This is a genomic window from Variovorax sp. W2I14 (assembly GCF_050435205.1).
In the GTDB taxonomy this organism is placed as follows: domain Bacteria; phylum Pseudomonadota; class Gammaproteobacteria; order Burkholderiales; family Burkholderiaceae_C; genus Variovorax; species Variovorax paradoxus_C.
Genome location: NZ_JBNDJX010000001.1, coordinates 4927500 through 4944904, shown reverse-complemented (window position 1 = coordinate 4944904; position 17405 = coordinate 4927500). Strand labels below are relative to the sequence as shown.

Below are 17405 nucleotides of genomic sequence, written 5' to 3'. Positions count from 1 at the left end.
AAGCTCTTCAGGATCGGGGCTGCGGCTTGAGCAGCACCTTGATGGAGTCCAGCGAGTTTGCCAGCGCGAAAGCGCGCTCCCATTCGGTCAGGGGAAAGTCGTGCGTCACGATGCCCTTCGAAGTGACGAGACCGCGCGCCAGCAGGTCGATGGCAATCGGGTAGCAGTACGGTCCCAGGTGCGCGCCGCGCACGTCGAGTTCCTTGCGGTCGCCGATGATGGACCAGTCGGCACTCGTCTCCGAGCCGAACACGCTGAACTCGACGAAGCGGCCGAGCTTGCGGATCATCTCCAGGCCCTGCGTCACGCCGATGGGCGCGCCGGTGGTCTCGATGTACACGTCGCAGCCGTAGCCTTCGGTCAGGCCCTTGACGATGGCGTCGGCGTTCTCGGTCTTGGGGTTGATGGTCACGTCCGCGCCGAACTCCTTTGCCAGCGCGAGGCGCTCGGGCACGAGGTCGATCACGATCAGCTTCTTCGGCGTCTTCAGCCGCGCGGCCTGCACCATCATCAGCCCGAGCGGGCCGGCGCCCGCGATCACCACCACGTCGTCGAACTGGATGTCTCCGCGGTTCACCGTGTGGATCGCGCACGAGAGTGGCTCGATGATGGCCGCGTCTTCCAGCGAAATGCCGTCGGGGATCTTGTGCACGCGCGAGGTCGGCGGCAGCCGCATGTAGTCGGCCATGCCGCCATCGGCCACGATGCGCTGGAAGCCGAAGATGTTGTGCACCTCGCACATCCAGTACTTGCCCGAAGTGCAGAAGCGGCACTTGCCGCAGGGCACGATCTGCTCGGCGATCACGCGGTCGCCTTTCTCCACGCCGAAGTGTTCGGCCGCGCCTTCGCCGAGTGCTTCGACGTAGCCGAAGAATTCATGGCCCGGGATGACGGGCGCCTTGACCCACGAGGGCTGGCCGTCGCCGCCCCAGAACATCTTCGCGCCCGAGTGGCATTTGCAGTCGGAAGCGCAGATGCCGCAGGCCGCGATGGAGATCAGCAGTTCGTTGCGGCCGATGGTCGGCATCGCGACGGTTTCGAGCCGGTAGTCCTTCGGGCCGTGGCACACGACGGCCTGCATGGCGGCCTGCACTGCGGAGAGTGCACCGATGGCGCCCGAGGCACCGGGCTGGAGCTTTTGATAAGACATGGGTTCCTTGTGGTCTGAGAGGGTGTTGGATATTTCTCCCTCCCCTTCCGGGGGAGGGCGGGGGTGGGGGCAAGCGGCGGTCGATACGGCGCTGTGGCTGAACCAGCGCCGCTTGCCCCCATCCCAGCCTTCCCCCGGGAGGGGAAGGAGCAAGACAGAAGAGGGTCAGCGTTTGGCTTCCCGGCTGATGAAGATGGCGAGCAGGACGATGCCGCCCTTGATGATCAATTGCAGGTACGGCGACACGCCGATCATGTTGAGACCGTTGTTCAGCACGCCGAGCAAAAGCGCACCGACCAGCGTGCCGACGATCGCGCCGCGTCCGCCGGCGATGGACGTGCCGCCCATCACCACCGCCGCGATCGCATCGAGCTCGAAACCCACGCCCACGCCGGGCTGCCCGCTCGTGACACGCGCCGCCTGCACGATGCCGGCGATGGCCGCGGTAAGACCGCTCAACGCATAGACGAGCAGCTTGTAGCGAGACACGCGCACGCCGGACAAGCGCGTCGCTTCCTCATTGCCGCCGATGGCATACACATACCGACCGAACGGCGCCATGTTCAGCAGCACATAGGCCACAAGGTAGGTCGCCAGCATGATGAGGATCGGCACCTTGATGCCCGCGAGCACGCCGCCGCCGAGAAAAGCGAACGACTCGGGCAGTCCGTCGATCGGATAGCCGCCGGTGTAGATGAGCGCAATGCCGCGCGCGATGCCCATGGTGGCCAGCGTCACGATGATCGGCGGCATGCGCAGGTACGCCACGCAGTAGCCGTTGAAGAGGCCGATCACCACGCCGACCGCGAGGCCGAGCGGCACGGCAAGCATCGGCGGGAGGCCGAACTGCACCATCATTCCCGAGGCCAGCGTGCCCGACAGCGCCACCACCGCGCCCACCGAAAGGTCGATGCCGCCGGTGAGGATCGCGGCCGTCATGCCCACCGCGATGATCGCGTTGATCGACGACTGCAGCGCGATGTTCTGCAGGTTGCCCCACGAGAGGAAGTTGTCGGTCGCGACGATCATGAAGACCGAGATCGCAACGAGGCCGACGAGCGGCAGGAAAGCCGTCGAGCGACGCAGTTGGGTGAAAAATCCGCCGAAAAGAGCTTGAGGCGTGGGCGGCGTGGGATGGCTGGCGGTGGCATTCATTGCGAACCCCCTGTGGTTGCGTGGCGCATGATGTCGCCCGAGTTGATGGAGTCGCCTTCGAGCGTGGCCACGATGGACCCGCCCGAGAAAACGGCGACGCGGTCGCACATGCCGACGATCTCGGGCAGCTCGCTCGAGATCATCACGATGGCTTTTCCCTGGCGCGTGAGTTCGCGCATCAGGCTGTAGATCTCGGCCTTGGCGCCGACGTCGATGCCGCGCGTGGGCTCGTCGAAGATCAGCACTTCGCTCGCGTGGCCGAGCCAGCGCGCGATCACCACCTTCTGCTGGTTGCCGCCCGAGAGCGTGGCCACGCGGGTCTCGATGCTCGGGGCCTTCACGCCGACGCGCCTGGCGAGCTCGCTGGCCGACTGCTTCTCCGACTTCTGGCTCACCAGACCCGCGCTCTTGTGCTTGCCCAGGTTGTTCATCGAGATGTTGAAGCGGACCGTGAAGTCGGTGATCAGCCCCTCGACCTTGCGGCTCTCGGGCAAGAGGCCGATGCCGTTTTCCAGCGCCTCGGTCGGGTCCTTCAGGCGCACGGGCTTGCCGTTGCGAAGCACCGTCTTGCGGTGCACGCGGTCGGCGCCCATCACCCCGAGCGCGAGTTCGGTGCGGCCCGATCCCACGAGCCCCGCGAAGCCGAGGATCTCGCCTTCATGCAGCGTGAAGCTGTTGACCGGACCGCCCTTGGCGAGCTGGATCTCGGGCACTTCGAGCACCTTGCGTCCACGCGGCGCGGGCTGCGGCTTCGGTGGAAAGTTGTGCTCGATCCTGCGGCCCACCATCATCTCGACCAGTGCATTCACATTCGTTGCGCCCACGTCCGCGTGCCCCGCGTTGGCGCCGTCGCGCAGCACGCTGATGCGATCGCACACCTCGAAGATCTCGTCCAGGTGGTGCGAGATGAAGATCATCGCCACGCCCTTGGCGCGCAGCTCCCGCATGATCTTGAAGAGGTGTCCGGCCTCGTTCGGCGTGAGCGTGGCGGTCGGCTCGTCCAGCACCAGCAGGCGCGCCTTCAGCGACAGCGCCTTGCCGATTTCCACGAACTGCTGCTGCGCGACCGAGAGCCGGCAGATCGGCACGCCGAGGTCGATCTGCACGCCCAGTTCGTCGAAGAGCTGCTGTGCGGAGCGCTTCATCGCCGCCTTGTCCATCAGCCCGAAGCGGTTCGTGAGGTAGCGGCCGAGAAAGATGTTCTCCACCGCGTTCAGGTGCGGGATGAGGCTGAACTCCTGGAAGATGATGCCGATGCCCGCCGCGATCGCGTCGTTGTAGCCCGCGAACTTGCGCTCGCTGCCTTCGATGAAGATGCGGCCCTCGTCGGCCTGGTAGATGCCGCCGAGGATCTTCATCAGCGTCGACTTGCCCGCGCCGTTCTCGCCGAGCAGTGCATGCACCTCGCCCTTGCGGATCGAGAGGTCGATGCCCGAGAGCGCCTTCACGCCTGGAAAGCGCTTGGACACGCCTTCCAGCCGGAGCATTTCTTCGCCTTCTGCAAAAGAGGTCATGACGGAGCCGATGAACCGCTTACCAGGTGAAGGTCTTCGCGCCTTCGGCGTCGATGAGCTTCACGTCGACAGGCACCGCGGCCGGCACGTTGGCGCCCCACTTCTTGGCGAGCGCGATGCCGATGGCCAGGCGGATCTGGTCGCGCGGGTACTGGGCGGTGGTGGCGATGAACTTGGAGCCCGGCTTCTGCATCGCCTTGATGGCTTCGGGTGCGCCGTCCACGCTGGCGAGCTTCACGTCCTTGCCGCTCGCGTCGATGGCGGCGAGCGCGCCCATCGAGCCGCCGTCGTTCACGCTGAAGATGCCCTTGAGGTCCTTGTTGGCCTGCAGGATGTTCTCGGTCACGGTGAGCGCGGTGGCGCGCTCCTGCTTGCCGTTCTGGGTGCTCACGACCTTGATGCCGGGGTACTTGGCGAGCGCTTCGCGGCAGCCCTTCACCCGCTCCAGGATCGGCACGACCGGGATGCCGTCGAGGATCGCGACGTCGCCTTTTTCGCCGATGCTCTTGGCAAGGTAGTCACAGGCCAGGCGCCCGGCGTCGGTGTTCTTGGAGCCGACGAAGGAGTCGACCGGACCCTGTGCATTCGCATCGACAGCCACCACGACGAGGCCCGCCTTCTTGGCCGAGCGCACCGCCGACTGCACGCCGGTGGAGTCGGTCGGGTTCAAGAGCAGGATGTCGACCTTCTTCTGGATCATGTCTTCCACGTCGCCGATCTGCTTGGCCACGTCGTGCCGCGCGTCGGTGGTGACGACGGTGGCGCCGATGCTGGCCGCGGCTTCTTCCAGCGCCTGCTTCATCGTCACGAAGTAAGGGTTGTTCAGTTCCTGGAAGGTCATGCCGATGCGCAGCGGCTGCTTGGGCGCCTGCGCCTGGGCAGCAGATGCTGCGCAGACCAGTGCGGCGGTGAGGGCGGTGGCTTTGAGAAGGTTCTTCATGGTTGCGGTCTCCTTGGGTTTGTTGGCTGACAGAAAACGTGGACAAAAAGCGCGGGCAAAGGCGTCCCCCACGCGGCGCCCGGAGCGCCGCGCCGGTAACGACGCGGGGAACGAAAGAGGCGAACGCCGGCTACGGCGCGTTGGCGGCACGCGAGGCCGCGGCCTGCATGCGGTGGAAGTTGCGGAACTTGGTCGGCGGCATGCGCTTGTGCAGGAGGAACTGCCGGTTGAAGTTCGACACGTTGTTGAAGCCCACGTCCATGCAGACGTCGAGCACCGGCTTCTCGCTGTTGGTGAGCAACTCGCAGGCACGGCTGATGCGCAGCCGGTTCACATAGCGAACGAACGACTGGCCCGTGTGCTTGCGGAACGACCGAGAGAACGCGCTCGGGCTCTGGCCCACCAGTTCGGCCAGCATGGGCTCGCGCAGCTCGTCGCCGAGGTTGGCCGAGATGTGCGCGAGCACGTTGTTGATGGCGTGCGACATGAAGGCCTTGGGGTCGGGCTTGAACGCGGGGCTCGCGAGCCGCTGGCGGTCGTGGCTGTCGACCAGCAGTTCGAGCAGCGAGAGCAGCAGGATCACGCGGCGCAGGCCCCGCGCTTCCAGCAACGATTCCATGACCGGCTTGGCCGCGAGGGCCGTCTCGGCGGAGAACAGCAGCCCCGAACCCGACTCGGCCAGCAGCGGCGCGATGCGCTCGAACTCGGGAAAGGCGGCGCTCATGTTCTTCACCAGCTCGGCGGGAAACTGGATCACGATGCCGCGCCGCTCGACGCTCTGGCCGGCGGGCACGTCGCTGATCCAGTTGTGCGGAAGGTCGGGTCCCATCAGCACGAGGTTGCCGGGCTCGAAGTGGCCGACGTGGTCGCCCACGAAGTAGACGCCCTTGGTCTCCACGATCAACTGGATCTCGTACTCGGGATGGAAGTGCCAGCGCACCGTGCGGTACGGATAGCCGTGCGCCCAGGCGGTGAACGATTCATCGCTGCGGACTTCGACGATTTCCAGATCGGGTTGCATCGGTGGTCTCCTGTGCTTTCTTTCTTGTCTCTTCGTTTGTCTTGTGATCGGCACAAGACAACGTGGGGCGGACTGTACGAATCGCCCAGGACGCCAACAACCAGAGATGAGGCTTGAAATTGATACTTTTTTGACTTTTGCGCAAGCGGTTCGGCGAGGGCATTGCGGTGCAGCAAGCGCCTTTCTCCTCGGGGGAGAGGGCCAGGCGGCAGGCGATTGCTGCGGTGCGGAAAGCGCTGGAAATGCGAAGTCAAGAATTCATAGGTGTTTTCCCGCCCCGGAGGGCGCTCGCCGCGACGCGGCACACTCTGGCGCCATGACGAAAACCACTTCTTCCCAGGCCACGCTGACCGCGGCGGGCCCGCTCGCCGGCCTCAAGGTGGTCGAACTCGGACAACTGATCGCCGGTCCTTTCGCCGCACGCACGCTGGCCGACTTCGGTGCCGAGGTGGTCAAGATCGAGCCGCCCGGCGCGGGCGACCCGCTGCGCACCTGGCGGCTCATGAAAGACGGCACTTCCGTCTGGTGGCAGGTGCAGTCGCGCAACAAGCGCTCGCTGGCACTCGACCTGCGCGAGCCCGAGGCGCAGGCCATCGTGCGGCAGCTCGCGGCCGAGGCCGATGTGCTGATCGAGAACTTCCGCCCCGGCGCCATGGAAGGCTGGGGCCTCGGCCCCGACGCGCTGCTGGCCGCCAACCCCGCGCTCGTGATGCTGCGCATCAGCGGCTACGGCCAGACCGGCCCCTACCGCGACCGCCCCGGCTTCGGCGTGGTGGCCGAGGCGATGGGCGGGCTGCGCCACCTCACGGGCGAGCCGGGCCGCGTGCCGGTGCGCGTGGGCGTGTCGATCGGCGACACGCTGGCGTCGCTGCACGGCGTGATCGGCGTGCTGATGGCGATGCAGCACCGCCATGCGACGGTGAGCGCCGAATACCCGAAGGGCAGGGGGCAGGTGATCGACGTGGCGCTCTACGAAGCGGTCTTCAACTGCATGGAAAGCCTGCTGCCTGAGTACGGCGAATTCGGCGCGGTGCGCGAGGCCGCCGGCAGTGCGCTGCCCGGCATTGCGCCGACCAATGCCTACCGCTGCGCGGATGGCGGCTACGCGATCATTGCCGGCAATGGCGACGGCATCTTCCGCCGCCTGATGGAATGCGTCGGCCGGCCGGACCTGGCCGCCGACCCGGCGCTCGTAGGCAACGCAGGCCGCGTAGCCCAGGTCGAAATGCTCGATGCCGCCATCGGCGACTGGGCCGCCGCGCGCACCGTGGACGAAGTGCTTGCCGCCCTCGATGCGGCGCATGTGCCGGCCGGCCGCATCTACACGATCGCCGACATCGCGGCCGACCCGCACTACGCCGCGCGCGGCATGCTGCAGCAGGTGCAAATGCCCGACGGCAGCGCGCTCGCGGTGCCCGGCTTCGTGCCGAAGCTCTCGCTCACGCCGGCGAGCCACCGGCACAGCGCGCCGGCGCTCGGCGCGGACACCGATGCGGTGCTGAAGGAGATCGGCCTGAGCGCCGAGCAGATCGCCGCGCTGCACGCACGCGGGATCGTGGGTTGACCGGCACGGGCCATTCATTGGCCTGAAACGCTGCGCATGCGATAAACCGGTCAACAAGGAGAGTCCATGGCAGCAGCGAGCAAGCGGCAGGAAGCACCGAAGCGAACGCCAGTGGCGCGTGACACGCGCGACACCGGGCGCGCGCAGCAGCAACAGCAGGCGAGGGGCGAGATCTCGAAGTCGGACGGCGAGAACATCGAGCGCCTGCTGCAGGCGCTGCGCCTGCGTCGCATGGTGGCGGAGCCGAAGTTCTCGGACGACGTCATCGTCTGGCCTTCGCGCAGTGCCGCGCCCGGCGGCGCGGAGCTCGCGACATTGAGCGCGATCAACCTGGGCAATTCGGCCGAGGCGCTCGGCCAAAGGGTGGAGGGCCGCGGCGTTCCGCGCATGAAGCTCGTCAAGCAGATCGACGACGTGTCCGTGATGAAGGCCAATTCGTCCGCACTGCTGGCGATGCGCAGGAACACGCCGGGCCTGCGGATCGCACCCGCCGCATGGGCCTACCTTCAGTACATCCGGCCGCTGGGCGACGAGATGGATTCCAGCGCGATCCAGGTGGCGCCCGGGGCCAAGGTCAAGCGCTTCGAGCTGCATCTGGCAGACCCGCAGGGCAAGCCCGTGGCGGGCGTGCGGATCAAGGCGCTCGTCAACTGGGACGGCGCGCACGTGCCCGCCGTGACCGACAGCCGGGGCATCGCGGACCTGGGCATTCCAGTGCTCTATCCGCGGGTGGAAATGATCCTGGTCGAACCCGAGCACACGCACTGGTCGGTCTTCGTCAAGGGGTTCGATCGCGTCGCGGCGCCCAAGCGCCTGAATGTGCAGGCGCTGCCGCTGGTGCCCGACAGCTTCCAGCTGCTGGCGAACTACGCACCCTACGACCCCGAGGCGGGCGCGGGCGTGACGGTCGGCGTGATCGACAGCGGCGTCGGGCCGCATGCGGACGTCGCGGTGGCGGGCGGCGCCTGTTTCGTCACCGGCGAGAACGCCTCGGATTTCCTGGACAACGGCATCGGGCACGGCACCCACGTCGCCGGAATCATCGCGGGCAGGAAGGCCGAGGCCACCGGCATCCATGGCCTCGCGCCGGCCTGCCGGCTGCTCGCCTACCGCGTCTGCCCGAAGAGCGGCGAGCGCGGGCGCGCGAAATCGACCGACATCGCCAGCGCGCTCGAACGCGCGATCGCCGACGGCTGCCACATCGTCAACATCAGCATGGGCAGCCTGGAGCCGATGCCGGAGATGCCCGACGTGCTCCAGCGGGCCCGCGACGCCGGGGTGGTGGTGTTCGCCGCCACCGGCAACGACGGCCAGCCGCTCCTGCGCTATCCGGCCCGCTACAGCCACACGATGGCGGTCGGCGCGCTGGGCCGCGACGGCACGTTTCCGGCGGACTGCCCCGAGAGCTTTCAGGAGAGCGAGATCCGCCGCAAGAAGGAATTCGTCGCCGAGTTCTCCAACTATGGGCTGTCGACCGATTTCATCGGCCCCGGCGTGGCCGTGCTGTCGACTTTTCCGGGCGACAGGTACGCCATGATGTCCGGCACTTCGATGGCCACGCCCTACACATCGGGCATGGCGGCCCGTCTGTTGTCAGGGAATTCGAAGCTGCTTAACATGCCAAACGGCCCTGACAAGGCCGACGCCATCGTCACGATGCTGTCGCAGGCAGCGCAAAAAGTGGGGTGGCCGGCCGAATATGAAGGTTTTGGAGTTCTGAAGAAGTGACCAGCGTCGTCTTGACCTACACAGGCAGCCCCGGCAAGAAGTTGTCGGCGGAAGCACGGCTGCGCCGCTGCGTGCCCGGTGTCGTGCTCACGCCGAAAACGGGCACGCTGGTCGAAGCCCAGCTCGACGACGAGCAACTGGCCGCCATCGAGCAGAACCCCGAGTGGGTCGTGTCCCAGCCCACCTTCGCGGAAATCCGCAAGCCTGTCTTCAACCTGAAAAACGCACGCGCCAAGCTCGCGAAGTAGCCGCAAGGCGCCCGCGGCCGTTTTCGGTCGTGGTGGTGTTTTTCCGAAGAGGGAGCTTCATGTCCGATACAGACATCCAGGTCGTGAGCAGTTCGTGGGCCGGCATCCAGCGCGTCGCCGCCATCCCCAAGCCGCCGGAATTCTTCGAGGGCCGCAAGGGCTACGAACCCGGGTTCTTCGGCGACGACAACCGCGTGGAGTTGCCGTCGATGGGCGATGCCATCGACAGGGACGACATCGCAACGCTCGACGACGGCTCCTTCGAACTCAAGTACCAGCACTTCAGCACGGTGCAATGCATCTCGCGGCGCGTGCCGCTTTATTCCGCGTGCAACATCGACGGCTCGAAGTCGAAGAACGTGCCGCGCCACGACACCTGGAACTACGACGGCCGCATCAGGAAGGAATACCAGATGCTGCGCGAAGCCTACGGCCCCGGGCAGGATCAGAAGTTCTCCCGCGGCCACATGACGCGAAGGCAGGACCCGAACTGGGGCTCGCTCGCCACGGCGCAGCGCGCCAACATCGACACCTTCTTCGCCACCAACGCTTGCCCGCAGTGGCAGCCTTTCAACGACGGGCTCTGGGGCGATCTGGAGGACTACATCCTCGGCAATGCGCAGGGCGACGACAAGCGCATCAGCGTGTTCACCGGTCCTATCCTCCGGTCGGACGACCCCGAGCGCTTCGGCATCCGGATTCCGCGGGATTTCTGGAAGGTCGTCGCCTTCATCAGCGAGGCGACGGGCGAGCTGAGCGCCATCGCCTACCTGATGAGCCAGGGCACCTACCTTGATTCGGGCGTGGCGCGCGACCTGGAAGATTTCGGCACCTCGCAGCGCCCCCTCGCATTCGTCGAAGCGGAGACTGGTCTCCGCTTCGAAAGCCTCGACGGGCGCGACGTGCTCGACGGCGCGGACCTTGCGTTCGTGCAGCCCATCCGGCGCTTCTCCGACACGAAGCTGCCGGCCTGAGCGCTTCGCCCGCTCAGGCGCGCAGGGATTCGATCAGGTCGATGTACTTCTGCTTGGCCTCGTCGCTGCTCGCACCCTTCTGGGCGGTCCAGGCGTCCCACTTGGCGCGCGCGACGATGTCGCTGAAACTGGGCTTCTTGGCGGTGTTGTCGCCTTCGGTGGCCTGCTTGAAAAGGCCGTAGATCTTCAGCAGCGTCGGGTTGTCGGGGCGCTCGGCCAGGAGCTTGGAGTTGGCCTGGGCGGCTTCGAATTGGGCGTTGAGGTCGGACATGGCGGTGGGAAGAAGATGAGTCGAAACGGCAATCTTAATAACCGGGAGCGCGAGGAACATTCATGAAGAAGGCATCCGCACTCTGGTGTGCAGCGCTGCTGCAGCTTCTGCTGCTGGCCGCGACGAGCGCGCATGGCGCCTTGCGCGAGGAGCAACTCGACGTGCCGGTGCAGGTCAGCGACATCTACGGCAAGCGCGTCGAGCAGTCCATCCGGGTGACGGTCTTCTCGGACGACGCGAACCCCGGGCCGGCTCCGCTGATCGTCCTCAATCACGGCCGGGCGGCGCAGTCCGCGGAGCGCGCGGCCATGGGGCGCGCGCGCTATTCGGTGGCGTCGCGCTTCTTCGTGGCGCAGGGCTTCGTCGTCGCCGTGCCGACCCGCATCGGCTACGGCGTGACCGGCGGCGAAGACGTGGAAGCCAGCGGCCAGTGCGGCGCCAGGCGCTACGCACCGGCCTACGAAGCGGGGCTGGCACAGACGCTGCGGGTGCTCCAGGTGATGCGCGCGAGGCCCGATGTCGATCCGGCGCGCGCCGTCATCGTCGGCCAGTCGTTCGGCGGGACCATCGCCATTGCGGCGGCCGCCCAGAACCCCGCGGGCGTGGTGGCGGCCATCAACTTCGCGGGCGGCGGTGGCGGCAATCCGAAGACCCAGCCGCAGCGCCCGTGCTCGCCAGAGGCGCTGGAGCGGCTGTTCGGCCACTACGGCAAGACGGCGCACATGCCGACGCTGTGGATCTACACCGAGAACGACCAGTACTTCGGGCCCACCTATCCGCAGGAGTGGTTCAAGGCTTTCAGGGAGGCGGGCGGCAAGGGCGAATTCACGCAGTTCCCGCCGTACGGCGAGGACGGGCATGCGCTGTTTTCGCGCTATCCCGAGGTGTGGCAGCCGCGGGTGCGGGCGTTCCTGGAGCAGGTCGGGCTGACGCGCCAGAGGCGGTGAGGCGGTGAGGCGCGCCGATCAGTCGCGAAGGCCTGCCCGCGCCAGTTCCACGTCCAGCCGCTCCCGCGCATCCGCCGGTGTCATCGCCGCGGCCTTTTCGTAGAGCCGGGTGGCTTCGGCCATGCGCGAGTCGCCATGCAGCATCAGGAGGGCGCGGGCGTATTCCATCATTCCGGCGGGCGAGTGCGGGTGCAGTTCGAGCCCGCGCTCGAACAGCTCTACCGAGGTCTCGGCGCGCACGCCGTAGGTCATGCGGCCGACCAGCGCGCCCACCTTGTCGATCACCTCGGCATGGAACGCGGCCAGCGCGAGGTGCGCGTCGGCGTGCGCCGGCTGCAGCGCGATCACATGCTCCAGCGCGCCCTTGAGCTTGGTGCCCAGGCCCTGCGCCAGCGCGCGCGCCACGCTGATGCCCTGGCTGTAGCGGCCCAGCGCATAGGCCTGCCAGTAGAGCGCCTGGCAGTTGTCGGGCTCGGCGGCGGCCTGCGCACTGGCGCGCTCGATCACCTGGCGGAACATCGCGAGGCGGGTGGCCTCGCGCGGCTCGAGGTAGTTGGCGTAGATGGCGGTGGCCTGGTTGGCCAGCACGAGGCCTTCGGAGCCGTGCAGGAGGCCGATGGCGGCGGCGCGTTCGAATTCGCCGCTGTGGTACAGCGCCCAGCCTTCGGCCAGCGGCGCGTCGGGGTCGGGCGGCGGCAGGTGGTGGCCGGCGTGCAGGCGCGGCCAGTGCGGCAGCACGCTGCGTGCATCGAAGCGCGGCACGTCGGCGTAGGGAAGGGGCGTCCAGGGTTCCGCGTTCGCGGCGACCGGGCCGGCGGACATCAGCGAGAGCGGTTTGAAATCGGGATGGGGCATGGTGTGAACAGGCCCTAGGCCGCCATGTCGACCGTGGGAGCCACGTGGTGCGTGGCATCTTCGCCGTTGTAGGCATTGCTCAGTGTCAGCAGATGCCGCCGTTGTTCGCGTCCGAGGTAGGGCGCGAGCAGGTGCAGGGTGTGGTGGCCGCCGCGCATCAGCGCGCCCTGCGCATGCGCGGGCTCGAGCGCCTCGCGCGGGTTGCGCACGTACTCGTAGCTCAGCCAGTAGGTGAGCACCACGACCATGCTCTGCGCCAGCGGATCGATCTCGTGCGCGTCGATGTCCAGGTGGCCGGCGCGGCCGAGGCCGGAAATCAATTGGCGGATCGCGCGGGTCTTGTTCTTGAGCACCAGCTGGAACTGCGTTTCCAGGTGCCGGTTCTTGCTCAGCAGGTCGTTCAGGTCGCGGTAGAGGAATCGGTAGCGCCAGATCAGCTCGAACAGCGTGTGCATGAAGAACCACGCGTCCTCCACGTCGTGCACGCCTTCGCTCGCATGCAGCAGCTCGTTGAGCTCGGCTTCGTAGCCCTGGTAGAGCTTGTTGATGAGCTCTTCCTTGGCGGGGTAGTGGTAGTAGAGGTTGCCGGGGCTGATGTTGAGCTCGCCCGCGATCAGCGTGGTCGAGACGTTCGGTTCCCCGAAGCGGTTGAACAGGTCCAATGCGGCTTCGAGGATGCGTTGCGCTGTACGGCGTGGCGCCTTCTTTGCCATGTCGGTGCCCCCGGTGTGTCTCTTGGTCTTGGGAGCACTCTAGCGTATGTGCACTGCACCATGAACGGTGCGGGACATGTTTTGCGGCGCTGATTTTTTGTGCAGCGCCGCAATTCAGGCGAGGTCAGCCGGCCTTGGTGCGGCGCAGCGTCTTCTTCGCGGCGGGGGCGGGTGCCGCGGCTTTGCGCGCGGTGGTCTTGCGGGTGGCTGCGGCTGCCTTCGCACTGCCCTTCAGTTGCGCCTCGAGGGCTTCGACGCGCGCCTGCAGCGCCGCCATGTCGGCGGCTGAAGGGACACCGAGTTTTTCGAGGGCGCGCGCCACGCGCTCTTCGAAGATGTTCTCCAGCTTGCCCCACTGGCCCGCGGCCTTGGTGCCGAACTCGCTGGCGAAGCCGGCCATGCGCTGCTGGGCCTGGGCGAGGGTTTCTTCGGCGGCCGCCTGGGTCTTCTTCTGCATGCCGGCGCCGTCCTTGACCAGCGCCTCGAAGGCCTTGCTGCCTTCCTGCTGCATCTTGGCGAAGGCGCCGAGGCCGGCCAGCCAGATCTGCTGGGCGGAATCCTTGATGCGGTCGGAGGATTTGTCGTTGCCGTTGTTGCTGTCGTCGTCTTGAGTCGCCATTGCGAAGTCGTCCTTTGAAAACTTGTCGCCTGACTCTAGCCGCTGGGCATCGCTCCCGTTAGAGCTTCGCCTCTACGACGATGACGGTGGCTACGGCGTGGCGCCGGCTGCGCGGCTGGCATCGAGATGCGCCTTCGCGCGCTCGGCCAGTGCCATTTCGCCGGGCGTGCCGGGCACGAAGGCTTCCACCGGGAGCGGCCGGCCGTGCGAGTCGACCGAGACGAAGACGATCAGGCACTCGGTGGTCTTTTCCATCATGCCGCCCTTCATGTCGCCGCTGCGCACCTCGACCGAGATGTTCATGCTGGTGGTGCCGGTGTAGGCGAGGCGGGCTTCGACCTCGACGAGGTCGCCGATCATGATCGGCCGGTGAAAGCGGATGCTGCCGATGAAGGCGGTGACGCAGTAGCGCTTGGCCCAGCTGGTGGCACAGGCGTAGCCGGCCTCGTCGATCCACTTCATGACCGTGCCGCCGTGGACCTTGCCGCCGAAGTTGACGGTGTTGGGTTCGGCCAGAAATCGCAGGGTGATCGAGGACATGGGGCGCCTTATGGGGGGCTGTGGGTGGAGAGCCGCGATTATGCGAGCGGGCGCCCGCTTCCGGCCGCGCCGCCTGTCGCGAGGGCCTGTTTACCCTACGCAAGGGGTCGCGAAGCTGGCCACAGCCCGCCCCTCAAGGCGCGCGACCCCTTGCGTAGGGTAAACAGGCCCTGGCACGCTCAGCTGCCGCTGAAGAGCTGGGCCAGCGTGCGCCGCAGCCAGGCGTTGCCCGGGTCCGCGTGGAAGCGCTCGTGCCAGTGCTGCTTGACCGCGTAGTCCGGCAGCGCGAACGGCAGCTCCAGCAGCTTCACCGGCTCCTGCGTGGCCAGCACCTTGCCCAGGATGCGCGGCACCACGACGAGCAGCTCGGTGTGCGCCACGATCCGCGCCACGCTCAGGAAGCTCGACAGCCGCACCACCACATCGCGCTTCAACCCGAGCCGCGCGATGGTCGTGTCGACGATGGCATGCCCCGTGCCCGACGTGGACACCACCGCATGCGCCTCCGCCTCGAAGCGCTTGCGCGTGAGCCGGGCGCCGATGCGCGGATGGTTCTGCGCCGCGAGGCACACGAAGTTCTGCATGAAAAGCGTCTGCTGGTAGAAGCCCGCGTCCAGCTGCGGCATGAAGCCCACGGCGAGGTCGACCTCGCCGTCCTGCAGCCGGCGGCCGCTGTTGGTGGAGATGATCTCGGTCTCGATGTGCACGCCCGGCGCCACGTGCCGCAGGTGGTCGAGCAGGCCGGGCAGCAGCACCACCTCGCTGATGTCGGTCATGCAGATGCGAAAGCGCCGCTGCGCTTCGGCGGGCTCGAAGCTGCTGCGGTTGCCCTGGGCCTGCGCCAACTGGGCCAGCACTTCGCGCAGGTTCGGGTAGATGCGCTCGGCATGCGGCGTGGGCTGCATGCCCTGCGCGGTGCGGGTGAACAGGCGATCGTCGAAATGCGCGCGCAGCTTGTTGAGCGCGGTGCTGGCCGCGGCCTGCGCGATGCCCAGCCGCTCGGCCGCCTTGGAGACGTTGCCGGTCTTGTAGACCTCGTCGAACACGGCGAGCCATTCGAGATCGAGCTTGGACATGGTGTTCTCCGGGCTTCTTGGCTTAGGGCGAAAGACACCATTATCGAAATTTCGAATTCCGTGTATTGGCTGCCGGTCTTGAGGAAATAGTGGGGCGGCTCAACAATGCCGAAACGGAGACAACCACGCATGAATTCCGCTTCCCAGAGCCCCGCCAAGAGCCCCGCACAAAGCGCCCCGGCCAACGCCGCCGAACGCCGCGACTACTACGCCCGCATCCGCCCCCTGAACCTCACGCCGCTGTGGGAATCGCTGCACGCCCTGGTGCCGCGCGAGCCGCAGACGCCGTGCGTGCCCGCGCTCTGGCGCTACGACGAGATCCGCCCGCTGCTGATGGAATCGGCCGAGCTCATCACCGCCGAGGAGGCCGTGCGCCGCGTGCTGGTGCTCGAGAACCCGGCGCTGCCCGGCAATTCGTCGATCACGCAGTCGATCTACGCGGGGCTGCAGCTCATCATGCCGGGCGAGGTGGCGCCTTCGCACCGCCATGTGCAGTCGGCGCTGCGCTTCATCGTCGATGGCAAGGGCGCCTACACCACGGTGGGCGGCGAGCGCACCACCATGTACCCGGGCGACTTCATCATCACGCCCTCGTGGGCCTGGCACGACCATGGCAACGAAGGCATCGAAGGCGTGAGCGAGCCGGTGGTGTGGCTCGACGGGCTCGACATCCCGATGCTGCGCTTCTTCGATGCCGGCTTCGCCGAGAACGACGACGCCAAGGTGCAGCATGTCGCGCGGCCCGAGGGCCACAGCCTCGCGCGCTTCGGCCACAACATGGTGCCGGTCCGGCACGACCACGTGTCGGCCACCTCGCCGATCTTCAACTACCCCTATGCGCGCAGCCGCGAGGCGCTGGCGCAGCTGCAGAAGCAGGAAGCGCCCGATGCGTGGCTGGGCCACAAGCTGCGCTACATCAATCCGCTGACGGGCGGCTCGCCGATGCCGACGATCTCGACCAACCTGCAGCTTTGCCCCAAGGGCTTCGCGGGCAAGACGCACCGCGCGACCGATGGTGCCGTGTACAGCGTGGTCGAAGGCCACGGCATCGCCGAGATCGCGGGCCAGCGCTTCGAATTCGGACCGCGCGACACCTTCGTCGTGCCGTCGTGGGCGCCGCTGCGGCTGCTTTCGCCGGTCAGCGATGTGGTGCTCTTCAGTTTTTCCGACCGGCCCGTGCAGCAGGCCATGGGCATCCTGCGCGAAGCCTTTCTCGAAGACGCCTGAACGGCGCCTGCCCTCTTTTCATTTCATCGTTTGACCGTGTGCCGCCGCGTGCGGCAGGAGCCTTCCATGTCCTTCGTCTTCACACCTCCCTCCATCGTCGGCCTGCCCATCGCCGATTCCGACAAGCTGTTCCCCGTGCGCCGCGTCTACTGCGTGGGCCGCAACTACGCGGCGCACGCCCGCGAGATGGGGTTCGACCCCGACCGCGAACCGCCGTTCTTCTTCTGCAAGCCCAACGACGACGCCTCGGTGGTGCCCGTCGCCGAAGGCCAGACCGGCACGATTCCGTATCCGCCGCTCACCAGCAACTACCACTACGAAGCCGAACTCGTGGTCGCCATCGGCAAGGGCGGCCGCGACATCCCGGTGGACCAAGCCTCGAGCCACATCCACAGCTACGCCGTCGGCCTCGACATGACGCGCCGAGACCTGCAGATGAAGATGCGCGAAGCCGGCCGCCCTTGGGAAATCGGCAAGGCCTTCGACTTCTCGGCGCCCATCGCGCCGCTGCGCACGCTTGCCGACGTGGGTGAGATCAACGCGGGCGCGATCACGCTCACGGTCGATGACGAGGTGCGCCAGAACAGCGACATCACGCACCTGATCTGGTCGGTCAATGAAGTGATCGCCAATCTCTCGACGCTCTTCACGCTGCAGCCCGGCGACCTGATCTTCACCGGCACGCCCGAAGGCGTGGGTGCGGTGAAGGCCGGCCAGACGATCAAGGTGAGCATCGAGCGGCTGCCTTCGCTCACCGTTCGCATCGACTGATACGGAATGCGGTCTGTCGTTGCAACCGTTCGGGCTGAGCTTGTCGAAGCCTCGCGCAGCGCTTCGACAAGCTCAGCGTGAACGGATTTTTC

At 66.9% G+C, this 17405-nt stretch carries 18 protein-coding genes; 7 read left to right on the top strand and 11 right to left on the bottom strand.

What is annotated here, in order from left to right; genetic code table 11:
* Positions 1-7: 7 nt before the first annotated feature.
* The 5 genes from QF040_RS23040 to QF040_RS23020 all read right to left on the bottom strand — a co-directional run bounded on the left by QF040_RS23040 (position 8) and on the right by QF040_RS23020 (position 5780).
* On the bottom strand, positions 8-1081 hold the full coding sequence (locus QF040_RS23040; protein ID WP_306881125.1) for an alcohol dehydrogenase catalytic domain-containing protein: 1074 nt from the start codon (positions 1079-1081) through the stop codon (positions 8-10).
* Between the two features lie 234 nt (positions 1082-1315).
* Entirely contained in the window at positions 1316-2305 is a 990-nt protein-coding gene (locus QF040_RS23035) for an ABC transporter permease (RefSeq protein WP_429612972.1), read from the bottom strand.
* On the bottom strand, positions 2302-3819 hold the full coding sequence (locus QF040_RS23030) for a sugar ABC transporter ATP-binding protein (RefSeq protein WP_429612971.1): 1518 nt from the start codon (positions 3817-3819) through the stop codon (positions 2302-2304). Before QF040_RS23030 ends, QF040_RS23035 begins: the two co-directional genes overlap by 4 nt.
* Before the next feature lie 19 nt (positions 3820-3838).
* Positions 3839-4759 (bottom strand): ABC transporter substrate-binding protein, encoded by a 921-nt coding sequence (locus QF040_RS23025; protein WP_306881058.1) that lies wholly within the window; start codon positions 4757-4759, stop codon positions 3839-3841.
* Positions 4760-4889: 130 nt separating this feature from the next.
* Positions 4890-5780, bottom strand: a complete 891-nt coding sequence (locus QF040_RS23020) for an AraC family transcriptional regulator (RefSeq protein WP_306881059.1) — start codon at positions 5778-5780, stop codon at positions 4890-4892.
* Between the two features lie 316 nt (positions 5781-6096).
* Between QF040_RS23020 and QF040_RS23015 the strand changes: the two genes are divergently transcribed.
* The 4 genes from QF040_RS23015 to QF040_RS23000 all read left to right on the top strand — a co-directional run bounded on the left by QF040_RS23015 (position 6097) and on the right by QF040_RS23000 (position 10294).
* Positions 6097-7344: a CaiB/BaiF CoA transferase family protein gene (locus tag QF040_RS23015; protein WP_429612970.1), complete on the top strand. Its 1248-nt coding sequence runs from the start codon at positions 6097-6099 to the stop codon at positions 7342-7344.
* Positions 7345-7410: 66 nt separating this feature from the next.
* Positions 7411-9072 (top strand): S8 family peptidase, encoded by a 1662-nt coding sequence (locus tag QF040_RS23010; RefSeq protein WP_429612969.1) that lies wholly within the window; start codon positions 7411-7413, stop codon positions 9070-9072.
* Positions 9069-9320 carry a hypothetical protein gene (locus QF040_RS23005; RefSeq protein WP_307604592.1) on the top strand — a complete coding sequence of 84 codons (252 nt, stop codon included), beginning with the start codon at positions 9069-9071 and terminating at the stop codon, positions 9318-9320. The genes QF040_RS23010 and QF040_RS23005 overlap by 4 nt, the downstream gene beginning before the upstream one ends.
* A 59-nt stretch (positions 9321-9379) precedes the next feature.
* Entirely contained in the window at positions 9380-10294 is a 915-nt protein-coding gene (locus QF040_RS23000; protein ID WP_429612968.1) for a DNA/RNA non-specific endonuclease, read from the top strand.
* A gap of 13 nt (positions 10295-10307) precedes the next feature.
* Here the strand turns inward: QF040_RS23000 and QF040_RS22995 are convergent, their stop codons facing one another.
* Positions 10308-10565: an acyl-CoA-binding protein gene (locus tag QF040_RS22995; protein WP_306881064.1), complete on the bottom strand. Its 258-nt coding sequence runs from the start codon at positions 10563-10565 to the stop codon at positions 10308-10310.
* 62 nt (positions 10566-10627) lie between these two features.
* On the opposite strand from QF040_RS22995, the gene QF040_RS22990 reads away from it, so the two are divergent.
* Positions 10628-11512, top strand: a complete 885-nt coding sequence (locus QF040_RS22990) for a dienelactone hydrolase family protein (protein ID WP_429612967.1) — start codon at positions 10628-10630, stop codon at positions 11510-11512.
* A gap of 18 nt (positions 11513-11530) precedes the next feature.
* Here the strand turns inward: QF040_RS22990 and QF040_RS22985 are convergent, their stop codons facing one another.
* The 5 genes from QF040_RS22985 to QF040_RS22965 all read right to left on the bottom strand — a co-directional run bounded on the left by QF040_RS22985 (position 11531) and on the right by QF040_RS22965 (position 15315).
* Positions 11531-12367: a hypothetical protein gene (locus QF040_RS22985; protein ID WP_429612966.1), complete on the bottom strand. Its 837-nt coding sequence runs from the start codon at positions 12365-12367 to the stop codon at positions 11531-11533.
* A 14-nt stretch (positions 12368-12381) separates the two neighbouring features.
* A complete protein-coding gene (locus QF040_RS22980; RefSeq protein WP_429612965.1) occupies positions 12382-13080 on the bottom strand; it encodes a TetR/AcrR family transcriptional regulator in 699 nt (232 codons plus the stop codon).
* Between the two features lie 124 nt (positions 13081-13204).
* Positions 13205-13699 carry a phasin family protein gene (locus tag QF040_RS22975; RefSeq protein WP_429612964.1) on the bottom strand — a complete coding sequence of 165 codons (495 nt, stop codon included), beginning with the start codon at positions 13697-13699 and terminating at the stop codon, positions 13205-13207.
* A gap of 90 nt (positions 13700-13789) precedes the next feature.
* Positions 13790-14239, bottom strand: a complete 450-nt coding sequence (locus tag QF040_RS22970; protein ID WP_013538834.1) for an acyl-CoA thioesterase — start codon at positions 14237-14239, stop codon at positions 13790-13792.
* 179 nt (positions 14240-14418) lie between these two features.
* Entirely contained in the window at positions 14419-15315 is an 897-nt protein-coding gene (locus QF040_RS22965) for a LysR family transcriptional regulator (protein ID WP_429612963.1), read from the bottom strand.
* A gap of 129 nt (positions 15316-15444) precedes the next feature.
* Between QF040_RS22965 and gtdA the strand changes: the two genes are divergently transcribed.
* Positions 15445-16542: a gentisate 1,2-dioxygenase gene (gene gtdA / locus QF040_RS22960; RefSeq protein ID WP_429612962.1), complete on the top strand. Its 1098-nt coding sequence runs from the start codon at positions 15445-15447 to the stop codon at positions 16540-16542.
* A 66-nt stretch (positions 16543-16608) separates the two neighbouring features.
* Complete coding sequence (locus QF040_RS22955) at positions 16609-17313, top strand: fumarylacetoacetate hydrolase family protein (RefSeq protein WP_429612961.1); 705 nt, start codon at positions 16609-16611, stop codon at positions 17311-17313.
* Positions 17314-17405: the final 92 nt, after the last annotated feature.

What these genes read in the sequence shown, in the direction of transcription:
- QF040_RS23040 (WP_306881125.1), bottom strand. Translation starts at nt 1,081, where the DNA reads ATGCAGGCCGTCGTGTGCCACGGCCCGAAGGACTACCGGCTCGAAACC.
- QF040_RS23035 (WP_429612972.1), bottom strand. Translation starts at nt 2,305, where the DNA reads ATGAATGCCACCGCCAGCCATCCCACGCCGCCCACGCCTCAAGCTCTT.
- QF040_RS23030 (WP_429612971.1), bottom strand. Translation starts at nt 3,819, where the DNA reads ATGACCTCTTTTGCAGAAGGCGAAGAAATGCTCCGGCTGGAAGGCGTG.
- QF040_RS23025 (WP_306881058.1), bottom strand. Translation starts at nt 4,759, where the DNA reads ATGAAGAACCTTCTCAAAGCCACCGCCCTCACCGCCGCACTGGTCTGC.
- QF040_RS23020 (WP_306881059.1), bottom strand. Translation starts at nt 5,780, where the DNA reads ATGCAACCCGATCTGGAAATCGTCGAAGTCCGCAGCGATGAATCGTTC.
- QF040_RS23015 (WP_429612970.1), top strand. Translation starts at nt 6,097, where the DNA reads ATGACGAAAACCACTTCTTCCCAGGCCACGCTGACCGCGGCGGGCCCG.
- QF040_RS23010 (WP_429612969.1), top strand. Translation starts at nt 7,411, where the DNA reads ATGGCAGCAGCGAGCAAGCGGCAGGAAGCACCGAAGCGAACGCCAGTG.
- QF040_RS23000 (WP_429612968.1), top strand. Translation starts at nt 9,380, where the DNA reads ATGTCCGATACAGACATCCAGGTCGTGAGCAGTTCGTGGGCCGGCATC.
- QF040_RS22995 (WP_306881064.1), bottom strand. Translation starts at nt 10,565, where the DNA reads ATGTCCGACCTCAACGCCCAATTCGAAGCCGCCCAGGCCAACTCCAAG.
- QF040_RS22990 (WP_429612967.1), top strand. Translation starts at nt 10,628, where the DNA reads ATGAAGAAGGCATCCGCACTCTGGTGTGCAGCGCTGCTGCAGCTTCTG.
- QF040_RS22985 (WP_429612966.1), bottom strand. Translation starts at nt 12,367, where the DNA reads ATGCCCCATCCCGATTTCAAACCGCTCTCGCTGATGTCCGCCGGCCCG.
- QF040_RS22980 (WP_429612965.1), bottom strand. Translation starts at nt 13,080, where the DNA reads ATGGCAAAGAAGGCGCCACGCCGTACAGCGCAACGCATCCTCGAAGCC.
- QF040_RS22975 (WP_429612964.1), bottom strand. Translation starts at nt 13,699, where the DNA reads ATGGCGACTCAAGACGACGACAGCAACAACGGCAACGACAAATCCTCC.
- QF040_RS22970 (WP_013538834.1), bottom strand. Translation starts at nt 14,239, where the DNA reads ATGTCCTCGATCACCCTGCGATTTCTGGCCGAACCCAACACCGTCAAC.
- QF040_RS22965 (WP_429612963.1), bottom strand. Translation starts at nt 15,315, where the DNA reads ATGTCCAAGCTCGATCTCGAATGGCTCGCCGTGTTCGACGAGGTCTAC.
- gtdA (WP_429612962.1), top strand. Translation starts at nt 15,445, where the DNA reads ATGAATTCCGCTTCCCAGAGCCCCGCCAAGAGCCCCGCACAAAGCGCC.
- QF040_RS22955 (WP_429612961.1), top strand. Translation starts at nt 16,609, where the DNA reads ATGTCCTTCGTCTTCACACCTCCCTCCATCGTCGGCCTGCCCATCGCC.